Below are 12,961 nucleotides of genomic sequence, written 5' to 3'. Positions count from 1 at the left end.
GCTCAGCACTTGTCCGCTGGGCGGGCCAGACCCGGGTGAATGCCCGGGATCAGTCCGTTCGCCGCCGCGGTGCGCTGCAAGAGGTCTACCAGGGTGGCGCGCTCGTCGGGTTCGAGCGCAGCCGTGACGTCCGCGTCCAATCCGGTCACGATCGCCTCGGCCCGGGTGAGCAGCTCGTGCGCCGCGGGGAGTAGATACACCGCGTGTGCGCGCCGGTCAGTCGGATGTTTGCGGCGCTCGACGAGTCCGCGCTTCTCCAGTTCGTCCACCAGCCCGACCATCACATTGCGGTGGATCCGCTGCGCCTCGCACAGCTGCTGCTGCGATTGACCGTCATTGGCGCTCAATATTCGCAGCGTGCCGTAGTGGCGCGGGCTGATATCGAGCGGCGCGAGCAGGTCGGTGAAGCGCTGAGCGACATGGAACCCGAGCTGGCCGAGCAGGAAGGCGGGGTGCTCGGCCAGCGGCACGAAGGTCGGATCGGTCACTCACCAAGCATACCCCGATCAATGCACTCTTAATGATTGCACACTTGATTGATAATCACTTCATGTGCATAGTTTGAGGTGTCGCCCTACTCCACCGATTCGAAAAGAGACTTCTCGTGGATACCGACATCTCTCCGGGCGCGGACGCGCCCCCACACCTCGACCCGCGCCGCTGGATCGCCTTCGCGGTGGTGCTGGCCGCGGGGTTCATGGATCTACTCGACGTCACCATCGTCAATGTCGCGGTGCCGAGCATTCAGACCGATCTGGGCGCCCAGTATTCGCAGATCGAATGGATCATCGCGGCCTATGTGCTCGCCTTCGCCGCGGTGCTGATCACCGGTGGCCGGCTCGGTGATATCTACGGTCGCAAGCGGATCTTCCTGATCGGCATGACCGGCTTCACACTGGCTTCGGCTGCCTGCGGCTTCAGCTCGGATCCGACCATGCTTATCACCTCCCGGTTCGTCCAGGGCGCGATGGCGGCGCTGATGGTGCCGCAGATCCTCGCCATCATCCGAGCCACCTTCCCGAAGGAAGAGCGTGCCAAGGCCATCGCGATCTACAGCGGTGTCGGCGGCTCGGCCTCCGCGGTCGGCCTGTCACTCGGTGGACTGCTGGTGCAATGGAATCTGTTCGATCTGGACTGGCGGCCGATCTTCCTGGTCAACGTTCCGGTAGGAATCGCGGCGCTGATCGCGGCGACCATCGTGATGAAGGATTCGCGCTCGGACACCGCACCCCGGCTCGATCCGATCGGGATGGCGTTGGCGATCTCCGGGGTCCTGTTGCTGGCCTATCCGCTCACCGAGGGCCGCCGATTGGGTTGGCCCGCATGGACTTTCATCATGATGGCCACTGCCGGGTTGGCCTTCGTTCTATTCGTCGCCTTCGAGCGACGGCGGGCGCGGACCGTCGGATCCCCGCTGATCGATCTGGACCTGTTCCGGTCCCGTCCGTTCACCGTCGGCCTCGCGAGTTGGTTGCTGTTCTGGATCGGCCTCGGCGGGTTCTTCCTGATCTGGACGCTGTTCATGCAGGCAGGCCTGGGCTGGTCGGCGATGCGTGCCGGTCTCACAGCAGTCTTCTTCGCGGTCGGCGCGGGCATCGGGGCCGGGGTTTCGGTGAGTGTGCTCGCGCCGCGGTTCGGGCGCATCGTATTGGTCGCCGGAGGTGTGGTGAATGCCGGCGGATTCGCGCTATATGGATGGCTGGCCGCCCATTACGGTGCGTCGATCACGTCATGGCAGATGGTGATTCCGCTGATCGTCACCGGTGTCGGATTCGGCATGGTGGTCGCGCCGACCATCGACCTGCTGCTCGGTCAAGTACCCGCGCGCGAGGCGGGGGCGGCGTCCGGGCTGCTCAATACCGGACAGCAGCTCGGCACCGCGCTCGGTGTCGCATTGGTCGGCGTGGTGTTCTTCGGTCAGCTGGACCATGATTCGACGCGCGGAGTCGAGGCGGTCACGCCGCAGGTGCGCACCGAACTCTCGACGATCGGACTTCCCGAACCCGCACAGGACCAGATCATCGCGAATTTCCTTGCCTGCGTTCACGATCGGTCGGCACAGGTGGATCCGACCGCGATTCCGGCCAGTTGCCAGGGCTCCGATGCGGGCAATTACGCTGTGGCACAGGTGCTCACCGATGCGGGCGAACGGGCCAACGCGGTGAATTTCGCCAACACCTTCCGCTACACGCTGTGGTACGGGATCGGCCTGCTGGCCGTCATGTGCCTCGGTTTTCTAGTGCTGCCCAAGAACGCACGACTCGAGCACCACGAAATCGATGATCCTTTGGAACTGGTACCGACAGGAGTCTGAGATGAAAGTACTTGCTATCGGCCGTGGCCCGGAGATTGTGGACACCGCGACCAAGTTGTTGCGCGCCAATGGTTTTGCGGCCGTGGGCACCATCGCCGACGCCGAAGCGTTGCGCGTACTCGATACCGGCGAGATCACCGATCTGATCATCGGCGGCGGGGTGGAACCCGATTCGCGTGCGGCACTGAAGCAGAAGGCGGCCGACCAGCACGTCACTGTGCACGAGGCCAAGCGCGGCGGACGCGGTATCGAGGAGTACCTGAACGACGTGGTCATTCCGACGCTGGAGCGTCAGTAGGATCGAGACGGCGGTTCCCGGCTCGATGCGGGAACCGCCATTCTCATCGACGGCCGATGTCGTCGAATGATGGGGTTGTGGTGGTCATTCGATTTCCGCTGTGCCCGACTAGCGCGGCAGTAGGGTGGCGGCAGAGGGGAGGCTTTCGCCGCCGCCGATCCGAGGAGTCGTCTATGAGGGCCGCCGTCGTCACCAATACCAAATTCTCGGTGGAGGAGTTGCCGACACCGGCGCCCGGGCGCGGGCAGGTGCTGATCAACGTGTCGCGATGCGGCATCTGCGGGTCCGATCTGCACGCCCGCACCCATGCCGACGAAATGGCCGAGCTGGCCACACGCACCGGATACGACCAATTCATGCGGTCGGATCAGAGCGTGGTGCTCGGACACGAATTCAGCGGCGAGATAGTCGATTACGGACCTGGCTGCCGCAAACGCTGGCGGGCGGGTACGCCGGTGGTGGCCCTACCGATCGTGCGCCACGACGGCGCACCCCAGCTGACCGGGCTATCCACGGCCGCGCCCGGCGCCTATGCCGAGCAGGTGGTTGTGCAGGAATCCATGACAATGCCTATCCCGAATGGGCTTTCGGCCGAACATGCCGCACTGACCGAACCGATGGCCGTCGCCTGGCACGCGGTACGCAAGGGGCGGGTCGGCAAGGGCCAGACGGCATTCGTAATCGGCTGCGGCCCTATTGGTTTGGCCGTCATCAGCATGTTGAAGGCGGCGGGCGTACGCACAATTGTCGCCAGTGACTTCTCACCGCGCCGCCGCGAACTCGCGGTCGGCTGCGGTGCCGATATCGTCGTCGATCCCGCGACCGAATCACCGTGGGAGGCAGCGCCGAAGCGCGGGCGGATCAATGGCGTCACCGACATTCTCAGCCTCGGTTTCGACACCATGGAACGCCTGCGCCGGGTCCCGAATCTGCCGTGGTGGTATGTCTTCCGGCTGGCGCACTCGCTCAATGCGGGCCCGGCAGGTCCGGTCATTTTCGAATGCGTTGGCGTGCCGGGCATTATCGATCAGATCATCGCGGCCGCGCCGCCGCTGTCGCGCGTGGTCGTGGTCGGCGTCTGTATGGAGACCGACCGCTTCCAACCGGCGATGGCCATCAATAAGGAAATCGAACTTCGCTTCGCCTTCGGCTACGACCCGGGAGAATTCCGCGACACACTGCACATGATCGCCGACGGCAAGGTCGACCCGGCTCGCTTGATCACCGGTACCGTCGGGCTGGACGGTATCGACAATGCGTTCTCCGCGTTGGCCGATCCGGAACAGCACGCGAAGATCCTGATCGACCCGGCCAGTACTGCAACGACGCCCTGACGCTCAGCCGAGGTGCCGGTCGCGGTCGGGCTGCCGATCGAGCCATGAGGGCGCGGTATCCGGGTACCTGAGCGCGGGTTCGCCATGTTCGAGGTAGACGGCATGGCCCTCCATGCGGGCACGGAAACCCTGCCAGATGCGGCGGGCCGACTCGGGTCCGACGAGGGTGTCCACGGTATCGACGCGGACCAACTGCCAGCGGTCTTCACTTTCCCGCAGTTGGATGGCCGATTCGTCGCCGAGTTCGCCGCAGTCGAAGATGTAGCGGATCTCGTCGCCGGCCGGTTTGCGCGTCCAGTCGTGCACGAGCAGTCGCTGCGGCGGGCGGTCGAGGCCGAGCTCTTCGCCGATCGCACGGCGACAGGCCGCTGCGGGCGATTCGCCGGGCCCGACAATGCCGCCCGGAATGTCCCAACAGCCCCGATCGACCGAATGGACCAGCAGCACGTCCTCGCCGCGCACGAACAAAGCTCCGGCAGCCAGTCCCACCTGGGCGAACGGTTTCGCGTCACGGTCCGACATCACCTCACGACCTTCCTTCGCCGGGTCCGGAAATACGCGGGTTCGGCGGAGTTGCCGCCGTTTGGCCGCGCCTGCTGCGACGATGGGCACGGTCTCTCCACTTGTACACCAGCAGCGCACATACGTCCTCGAACAGCTCGAGAAGGTGGGCTAAGCATGGCCGAGAAGATCTTCGACATCGTGTGGGATGCGATCGATGACATCCGCGGCGACGTCGAGAATATGCGGCTGCGGTCGCAGTTGATATTCGAACTGACCGACCGGATCGCCGCCAAGGGTTGGAGTCCGGAGGCCGCCGCCGAGCACCTAGGTGTGACCGCCGCGCGGATCTCCGATCTGCTCGGCGGCCGAACGCAGCTGTTCAGCCTGGACGCGCTGGTCAATATGATCGCCGCGGCCGGTCTGCGGGTACAGGTGCAGATCACCTGATCCTCAGGTAGTAGCGAGCACCTGATCGGCGATCTCGCGGTCCAGTGTGACCCGGACCAATGCGGCGGCCAGGTCGGCGGTGTGGTTTTCCGGGGCCAGCTCGGCCAAGCGATCCGGATCGGCCGGAAGTCGGACGCGTTCGGCGCCGCGCAGCGCGCGTTCGTCGAAATGCGGTCGGACCCAGGTCCAAACATCCTGGACCTCGCGCAGGAAGATATCGCTGCCGGTCGGGCCGATGCCCTGGAACTGTTGCAGTAGTTCGGCCGCACGAGACGGGTCGTGCTCGGCTTCATCGGCGAGTTTGCGCAGGTCGCCGTTGTAGCGATCCAGCACGCGAGACGCGTTGGCACCCAGCCGCGACGCCGTACTTTCGTCATAGCGCTTGTAATGGGCACGACCGAGTGCGTCGACGAGTTCTTGCCAATCGGCGTCCGCGACCCGGTCCGGGGTGCGATATCCGGTGCGCACCAGTTCCTTGGCCGCGGCGACCGCGATATCGGCGGAGATACGGGTGCTGAGCAATTCGGCGAGCATGAGGAGTTGGAACAGCGGAGCGGGTTTATCGGCCAGCGTGATACCGGCCTCGGCCGCATAGCCGCTGCCCGCCCGGTCCAGCAAAGCCTTCACCAAATCTTTTTGAGTCATCGCATACTCCTGGGTTCGATATCCGGGGCGTACCCAGGGGTCGCGGGTCCACACCCGCGACCGAACCTACGCCGCGTATACCGAAGGCGGGCGCGCCATCGGGTCGCTCTATCAGGCACTGCTGACGGGGTTGGCCGCCCAGGTTTGATCGATCCGGACCACGCGCCGTCGGGCAAGGAGTTGGCCGACGCCCTACGCCGAATCACCGGCTGACCCGCACACACCCATCCCAGCGGGCCCACTGTCACAGCCGCGCACCCCAGGTGTGCGGCCGCACCGACGGGTGTGCGGCACCGCCGCCGATCCGCTACCCGCGCAATCGCGCGCAGATCGAGGCTGATCGCAGAATTACTCCGGCAGCAGGCTGAGGGTGCCTTCGGCGCTGCGAGCTGCGGTGAGGCAGGCAGTGGTCGTGAACTGGTCGGCCAGGGGGTGGCGGGCGCGGGCACGCCATTTGCGCACGGCGGCCATGGCCTCGGCGCGCTGTATGGCGGAGTCGGTACCGAAAGGCAGGCCGAGGCGTAGGTGCGGGGCGACGCCGGAGCCGCCGATCAGGCGGTGTAATTCGGCGAGATCCGGTGCGGGAAGGGCTAATTCATCGGTGCGCAGGCGACCGAGGAGGCGGAGTTCGGCGAAACCGTGCACGTCGGCGAGCAGGGTGCGGACTCGGGGCAGCAGCTGGTCGGCGGAGGTACCGGGGTATGCGGTGAGGACGCGGGCCAAGGCGGTGAGGGCCGAGTGCGCCTTGAGTTGGTCGGCGCGCTGGCCGAATTGGACGTCGAGTACCGAGCGGAGTTCGTCCACACCGCTGCGGTTGGTCAATTCCGCTGCCAGCGTGGCGGAGTCGCGCACACCGAGGCGGATCAGCGTGACCGCCATGCGAATTCCGAACAGGCCGAAACGGGCCGCTAGCTGGGCACGGAGTTCGGCCGGGACCGGGAGCGGAATATCGGGGCGGGCGAAGCGATCTGCCGAGAGCAGTGCGGCGGCCAGCTCGTCGACCGGGACCCGGGCCAGCGCCTCGAAGGCGGTGAATTCCTGCTGACGCAGGGTCGCCGCGGCGAAGGCGAGCAGGCCGGCGACCGGAATTACGGCCTGGCACAGTCCCGTTCGCTCCAACTCGCCCGCGAAACGTGTCGCGACATCACGAGCCGAGTGCAGTGCGTCGATTCGGCCCGCCCCGATCTCGTCGGCACGCGAGACCACTCCGATAACACCCAGCGGACCCGAAATACCCTGTGCACCAGCGGTTCCAGCACCGACCTGTTCGAGGAACCGGACATCGGCGTCGTCGAGCCGACGCAGCAGATAGACCACGGCGTCCGCGCCCGGAATAGATACGGCCGCCATGCCACGGTCGCCGTCGGCGTCACCGGGCGTGAGCAGTCGCGCGGTCCGCAACGACACCTCCCGCGACAGCGACGATGTGCCCGGGGTATCGATGATGGTGGTATTCGCCAGTGCGGCGGCGGGCCACTCGACCTCGAGGTGGTCGACCTCGCGCGGGCCCGGCGCATTCCAGTTCAGTCGTTCCAGATCGAAGGTGAGCCCGTGCGTGCCGCTGCCGCGGCGCACCACCACATTCGCCGTCGAGCCGTCCGATGCGTAGGCCGTGACGCTCGGGGTCGAGCCGTTGCGGTACCAGGTGACCACGCGCGTGCATTCGGTCGCATCGGTCGGGGCGATGTCCTGGCCGACCAGGGAGTTGAGCAGAGTCGACTTGCCCGCCTTCAAGGAACCCGCCAGCGCCACCCGCAGCGGTTGATCCAGGCGGCGGGCACAGTCGGCCAGCAGCGCACGCGGTCGCGGCTCGCGGGGAAATGCCTGCCTGGCCGCGGCGACCAGCTGATGCGCCTCGGCGACAATGCCGGGCGCCCGCCGAGCATCATGCCGGGTCACGTCTCTTCTCACGGGGTTACCGTACCGGCGGCCCCTTTCCGCGGCGCGGCGATGGCAGGTTGCATAGCATCCGCATAGCGTCGCAGCTCGGCGACCATGTGCAGCTGCCGGTCGAGCACCGCGCAGCGCTCGGTCCGGCGAGCCGTCTCCATATTCGCCGCCTCCTGCGCGGCCCGCAGCGAATCGTCGATGGAGCGCAGGCTGCGTTCGGCGACGCCGGTGTAGTGATCGCGCAACGCCCGATGGATGCGGTGCAGGCGGTCCTTGGATTCCTTGCCCGCCTGGAAGGCGACGTCATCGATGAAGCGCCGGATGGCGACCTTGGCCTCGTTGCGGCGCCGGGCCAGCCTGGCCTGCTTGTCATCGCGGAAAGCCTTGCCGCCCACCAGGACACCGGCGCCGATGGAGATCGGATTGAGCATCGCCAGCCCGGCGAAGGTGGTCGCGAGCCCGACCATCAGCACGCCGCCGTAGGAGCCCCGCATGCCGACCAGAATTTTGCTGCCGAAGCCGATATCAGGCTCCAGATCGGCGAGGGTGCCCCCGCCGGCGCGGCTGTCCTCGGTGTGCAGGCCGGAGCTGACATCGGGCAGTTCGACCATGCCGATCTCGGTGAAGTGCTCAGCGACCCGCTCGGCGAGTTCCACCGCGCGGGTGTGCGTCCAGAGCAGGTTGTCGCCGAGGGCGGTGTCGATATCGCCGGTGAGCCATTCGGCAATCCGTTCCCAATGGCGGCCCGGATCGTGTTTATCGATCCATTCCTCACCGGTTCGGGCGATCTCGCGCAGGCGTTCGCGCAGATCGTGATCGACATCGCCGGCCAGATCGGTGATGCCGTCGGAGAGGGTCAGCTGCCAGGCCGAGGTGCGCCGGTGCAGATCCTCGGCGGTGGTCTTCGCAATTTGCAGCTCGCGGACCGCCATCGCGCCCTGGCGGGGATCGCGCAGGGCGACCAGTTCACTGCCGAGTGCGAGCGCCAAATGCTCTGCGGCGGACTGGATATCGTGGGACACCGCGAGCAGGGTCGCGGCTTGGTCGCGAGCCACGACCTGTTCGCGGAGGAACTGATACAGCACACCGAAGCCGGATTCGGCGCCCAGCTGCTCGTCCTGCAGCAGCATCGCGTGCCTGCGCAATACCGCGGAAACCGGGATGATCGGCACCTCGACTCGCGCTCGGCTCAGATGGCCTTCGTCGGCCTGATGCACCTGACGCCAATGCGGATACAGATCGAGCTTGGTGAGCAGCAGTGCGGTGGTCGGGCACAGTTCGCGGACCTGCCGGAGGAAGGCCAGTTCCGGTTCGGTGAGTTCGGTGGAGGCATCCGAGAGCACCAGGACCGCGTCGGCGGTCGCGACCAGGCCGAGTACGCCTGCCGCATAACCACTTCCGTGGCCGCCGACGCCCGGTGTGTCCACCAGGACGATGCCGTCGGCCAGCAGCGGATTCGGGAGCTGGATCTCGATGCGCAGCACTCGTCGGCCATGTGCCTGCGGTGTGCGGACGTTGATCATGCCGATCTCGTCGACCGGCAATGGAACTCGTGCCTCCTCGGTTCCGCTCGGACCGGCGAGCACCAGTTCGGCATATGGTTCGGGACCGTGGGCGAGCAAGGTCGGGACAGCGGTGGTCGCGTCATCGCCGACCGGACAGATCTCCAGATTCAACAGGGCATTGACGAAACAACTCTTGCCCTGACCGAGTTGTCCGACGATCACGATGCGGCGCCGCGGATCGCGGACCCGGTCGGCCGCCATTTCCAGGCGACCGACCAGATCATTGCGACCCGCGGCGCGCGCCGCGGCGATGGTTTCACCCAATACCGTCAGCAGCGGTACCGCGGGCGGTTGAGCATTGACTGCGGGTGTCCCCATCGAACCTCTTTCGTACGAATATCCGCTGCCGCTTAGTGCAGGAAGGCGTCGCCGCCGAGATCGCCGCCGGCATGTCCGGCCAGATCGGTACCCGCATGAGTATCGGTGAAGAGGCTGGATTCGCTGTGTCCGGTGACCGATGTGTCCAGATGCGATCCGGCCGAACTGTCGAGTCCGGAACCGAAGGCATTCGAAACGTCCAGCGACGACCAGGTATTCGCGGTGGACCCGACGGTCGAGGCGGCGCCGCCGGTCAGTGTCGAACCGGCGTGACCGCCCAGATCCGCGGCGCCGTTGGCGGTGCCCTGTGCCGCGGCGCCGGAGTGCACCGTGGAGTCGACGCTCGACGAGAGTCCGCCGCCGAGGCCCGCATCCGCCGAGCCACCGGTGGAAAGGTCTGTGGCCAAACCGGTTCCGGCGTGCGCACCACCGCCGAGGCTGGTTTCCAGGCCACTGCCTGCCTGGACGCCACTGCTGATTCCGCTGGAAAGACCGGTCTCCAGACCCGTCCCCAGATGTGTTCCGGCGTCGACGGCACCCTGCGCTCCGGTGGACACGCTGCCGCCGAGACCGGTGGCCGCACCGACCCCGGTGGACAGCCCCGTCTCCAGACCGGTAGCCGCATGGCCCCCGGCATCAACAGCACCGCCCAAACCTGTGGACAAGCCCGCACCGGCCTGCGTCCCGGCGCCGACCGCACCGCTCACACCCGACGAGAGTCCCGCACCCAGCTCCGAACCCGCATGCGCACCGGCACCGGCCGCACCGCTCACACCCGCACCGAGTTCCGAACCCGCGTGCGCACCGGCACCGGCCGCGCCATTCAGACCCGAGGACAGGCCCGCACCGAGATCGGCGCCCGCCTGCGCACCGGCGCCGACCGCACTGCTCAGTCCGGACGCCAGGCTGCCACCGAGATCGGCACCAGCCTGTGCACCAGCGCCGACACCCGTGGACAGCCCCGCACCGGCCTGTGTCCCGGCGCCGACCGCACCGCCCAGACCCGTGGACAAACCGCCGCCCAGATCAGCCGCGCCACCGATGGCACTGGAGAACCCGGACGTAGCGTGCGCACCAGCGTCACCCAGATCCGATCCGACCTGCGCACCGCCGCCGAGAGCACCACCGAGACTGCTCGACAACCCGCCACCGAGCTCAGCACCCGCACCGAGCGCCGCACCGGTAGCCAAACTCGACTCCAGCCCCGTCGTCACCTGTGCACCGGTACCGATCGCGGACGAAGCCCCACTCGACACCCCGCCACCGAGCCCAGCCCCGGCATCCACCACACCACCGAGCCCGGCATCCAGCCCACCCCCGAGCCCACCCGCATGCGCCCCCGCATCGAAAGCCCCTTCGATCCCCGAAGTCGCCTGCGCCCCAGCATCAACAACACCGTTCATCCCTGTGGACAACCCACCACCCAGTCCGGCACCGGCCTGAGCACCTGCACCCGCCGCGCCCTCCAGACCGGTCGACACACTGCCACCGAGCTCAGAACCCAGCTGCGCACCACCATCAAGTGCACCACCAATTCCTGTGGACAAGCCAGTCCCCAGACCGCCACCAGCCTGCGCACCAGCGTCAACAGCACCACCGAGACCTGTGGACAAACCGCCACCGAGATCAGCACCGGCCTGCGCACCAGCGCCGACAGCGCCGCCCAGACCTGTGGACAAACCGCCACCAAGGCCAGCACCGGCCCCTGCCGCGCCCTCCAGACCAGTCGACACACTGCCACCGAGCTCAGAACCCAGCTGCGCACCACCATCAAGCGCACCACCAATTCCTGTGGACAAGCCAGTCCCCAGACCACCACCAGCCTGCGCACCAGCGTCAACAGCACCACCCAGACCAGCGGACAAGCTGCCGCCCAGATCGGCACCTGTCTGCGCACCGGCATCGACAGCCCCGCCGAGACCCGTGGACAGCCCGGCACCGAGATTGGTCCCCAGTTCCGCGCCGCCACCGACCGCGCCACTCAGACCTGTGGACAGATCAGTACCTGCCTGGGCGCCGACGCCTGCCGCGCCTTCCAAACCGGTCGACAGACTCCCACCCAGATCCGATCCCAGCTGTGCACCGCCGCCGAGCGCGCCACCGATTCCGGTGGACAGGCCGGTTTCCAGACCACCAGACGCCTGGGCGCCCGCATCAACGGCACCACCCAGACCGGTGGACAAGCTGCCACCCAGATCGGCCCCTGCCTGCGCACCAGCGTTTACCGCGCTGGTCAGGCCTGTGGACAGATCAGCGTTCGCGTCGGCTGCGGTGCCGATTGCGCTGGAGAATCCGGTCGATGCCTGGGCACCGGCGTCGAGTGCGCCCCCCAGGCTGCCGCCGAGATCTACGCCCGCGTCGACGGCGCCGCCGAGCCCGGTCTCCAAGCCCGAAATCGCTTGTGCCCCTGCACCAATCGTGCCGTTGAGACCAGCACCGAGATTCGTACCGAGCTGACCACCCGCACCGACCGCGCCACCGAGACCCGTTGCGGCTTGGGCACCCGCATCAACCACACCACCCAGACCAGCACCCAAATCCGCGCCAACCTGACCACCCGCACCCACAGCACCACCGAGACCCGCCTCCAGACCCGCGCCGACCTGCGTGCCCGCATTCACAACGCCGTTGAGGCCGGTCGAAAGGCTCGTGCCCAGGTCAGCGCCCGCTTGGGCACCGGCGCCAAGGGCACCGCCGAGGTCGGCACCCAACTGGGTGCCTGCTCCGATGGCGCCGCTCAGCCCGGCGCCGAGATCGGCACCCGCGCCGACTGCGCCACCGAGGCCCGTCTCCAAGCCCGAAATCACCTGCGCGCCGCCGTTCAGGCCCGCGCCGAGAGCCCCCTCCAGACCCACGCCGATCTGCGCTCCGGCACCGAGCGCACCCTCCAGACCAGTGGTGAGATCGGCGCCGGCCTGCGCTCCCGTGCCGAGCGCGCCACCCAGCGCACCGCCGAGACCCGTCACGGCCTGCACACCGGCGCCGATGACGCCGCCCAGGCCGGCGGTCAGATCCGCGCCCGCCCCGACAATGCTGCCGAGACCGGCGCCGAGGTCGGCTCCGGCCTGCAGGCCCGCACCGATCGCGCCGTTGAGCCCGGCACCCAGGTCGAGCCCGGTGCCGACACCGAGGCCGAGGTCCACGCCGAGGTCGATATCGGTGCCGAGGTCCACGCCCGCGTCGGCGGCCGCACCGAGTCCAACCGCGGCGGCGGTATTGGCGCTGGCGGCGGCACCGGCATCGGCGCCACCGGCCGCCACGATCGCCGACAGCTGTGACCCGCCCGCGATCAGGGCCGATTCGGCGACCATGGGGGCGACGGCGGCGATATCCTCCGGCGTCACGGCGGGCAAACCGGCAGCTGCCAGCGCCTGGCCGGGGTTGGCGCAATAACCCACCGCAGCCTCGTGGTCGCGGAGCAGGTTGAGAATGAACTCCAGAATCGCGTTGGGTGTCATCGAAATCATCTCCTGGATGAGCGGACCCTCGCGATCCGCAGTCGTTGGAATGCTTTTCACGCTAAGGACGCCCGGCGTTACTCCGAAACGGGGCGCACCCCTACTACGAACCGCACGTTCCCGTTAGGGACCCCCGAACCATTAGGGGAATTTCCCCGCACCTTCCCCGACTGAGTAACGGCTGACGC

General features: G+C 67.4%; 10 protein-coding genes. 4 read left to right on the top strand and 6 right to left on the bottom strand.

The window, feature by feature from the left end; genetic code table 11:
• Nucleotides 1-2 precede the first annotated feature (2 nt).
• A complete protein-coding gene (locus OIE68_RS34245; protein ID WP_327095101.1) occupies nucleotides 3-488 on the bottom strand; it encodes a MarR family winged helix-turn-helix transcriptional regulator in 486 nt (161 codons plus the stop codon).
• Between the two features lie 116 nt (nucleotides 489-604).
• On the opposite strand from OIE68_RS34245, the gene OIE68_RS34240 reads away from it, so the two are divergent.
• From OIE68_RS34240 to OIE68_RS34230, 3 genes are all read left to right on the top strand, one after another.
• Nucleotides 605-2,314, top strand: coding sequence for an MFS transporter (locus OIE68_RS34240; RefSeq protein ID WP_327095100.1), 1,710 nt, complete (start codon nucleotides 605-607; stop codon nucleotides 2,312-2,314).
• Nucleotide 2,315: 1 nt separating this feature from the next.
• Nucleotides 2,316-2,612: a hypothetical protein gene (locus tag OIE68_RS34235; protein WP_327095099.1), complete on the top strand. Its 297-nt coding sequence runs from the start codon at nucleotides 2,316-2,318 to the stop codon at nucleotides 2,610-2,612.
• Nucleotides 2,613-2,785: 173 nt separating this feature from the next.
• Nucleotides 2,786-3,946 carry a zinc-binding dehydrogenase gene (locus OIE68_RS34230; protein WP_327095098.1) on the top strand — a complete coding sequence of 387 codons (1,161 nt, stop codon included), beginning with the start codon at nucleotides 2,786-2,788 and terminating at the stop codon, nucleotides 3,944-3,946.
• Nucleotides 3,947-3,949: 3 nt separating this feature from the next.
• Here the strand turns inward: OIE68_RS34230 and OIE68_RS34225 are convergent, their stop codons facing one another.
• The gene (locus OIE68_RS34225; RefSeq protein WP_327095097.1) at nucleotides 3,950-4,558 is read right to left on the bottom strand and encodes an NUDIX hydrolase; all 609 of its coding nucleotides are present in this window, start codon (nucleotides 4,556-4,558) and stop codon (nucleotides 3,950-3,952) included.
• A 66-nt stretch (nucleotides 4,559-4,624) separates the two neighbouring features.
• On the opposite strand from OIE68_RS34225, the gene OIE68_RS34220 reads away from it, so the two are divergent.
• Nucleotides 4,625-4,897, top strand: a complete 273-nt coding sequence (locus tag OIE68_RS34220; protein ID WP_327095096.1) for a helix-turn-helix domain-containing protein — start codon at nucleotides 4,625-4,627, stop codon at nucleotides 4,895-4,897.
• 3 nt (nucleotides 4,898-4,900) lie between these two features.
• Here OIE68_RS34220 and OIE68_RS34215 read toward each other — a convergent pair whose 3' ends face one another.
• From OIE68_RS34215 to OIE68_RS34200, 4 genes are all read right to left on the bottom strand, one after another.
• Nucleotides 4,901-5,542, bottom strand: a complete 642-nt coding sequence (locus OIE68_RS34215; RefSeq protein ID WP_327095095.1) for an endonuclease — start codon at nucleotides 5,540-5,542, stop codon at nucleotides 4,901-4,903.
• 348 nt (nucleotides 5,543-5,890) lie between these two features.
• Complete coding sequence (locus tag OIE68_RS34210) at nucleotides 5,891-7,453, bottom strand: dynamin family protein (protein ID WP_327095094.1); 1,563 nt, start codon at nucleotides 7,451-7,453, stop codon at nucleotides 5,891-5,893.
• Complete coding sequence (locus tag OIE68_RS34205) at nucleotides 7,450-9,315, bottom strand: dynamin family protein (RefSeq protein WP_327095093.1); 1,866 nt, start codon at nucleotides 9,313-9,315, stop codon at nucleotides 7,450-7,452. The genes OIE68_RS34210 and OIE68_RS34205 overlap by 4 nt, the downstream gene beginning before the upstream one ends.
• A gap of 32 nt (nucleotides 9,316-9,347) precedes the next feature.
• Nucleotides 9,348-12,773, bottom strand: a complete 3,426-nt coding sequence (locus OIE68_RS34200) for an IniB N-terminal domain-containing protein (protein WP_327095092.1) — start codon at nucleotides 12,771-12,773, stop codon at nucleotides 9,348-9,350.
• Nucleotides 12,774-12,961: the final 188 nt, after the last annotated feature.

The sequence above is a fragment of the Nocardia vinacea genome (genome assembly GCF_035920345.1).
GTDB classification, from domain to species: Bacteria; Actinomycetota; Actinomycetes; order Mycobacteriales; family Mycobacteriaceae; genus Nocardia; species Nocardia vinacea_A.
This window is presented reverse-complemented; position numbering and strand designations above follow the sequence as displayed.

Coding starts and splice junctions, on each gene's coding strand:
- OIE68_RS34235 (WP_327095099.1), top strand. CDS start 2,316: ATGAAAGTACTTGCTATCGGCCGTGGCCCGGAGATTGTGGACACCGCG.
- OIE68_RS34230 (WP_327095098.1), top strand. CDS start 2,786: ATGAGGGCCGCCGTCGTCACCAATACCAAATTCTCGGTGGAGGAGTTG.
- OIE68_RS34220 (WP_327095096.1), top strand. CDS start 4,625: ATGGCCGAGAAGATCTTCGACATCGTGTGGGATGCGATCGATGACATC.
- OIE68_RS34215 (WP_327095095.1), bottom strand. CDS start 5,542: ATGACTCAAAAAGATTTGGTGAAGGCTTTGCTGGACCGGGCGGGCAGC.
- OIE68_RS34205 (WP_327095093.1), bottom strand. CDS start 9,315: ATGGGGACACCCGCAGTCAATGCTCAACCGCCCGCGGTACCGCTGCTG.
- OIE68_RS34200 (WP_327095092.1), bottom strand. CDS start 12,773: ATGACACCCAACGCGATTCTGGAGTTCATTCTCAACCTGCTCCGCGAC.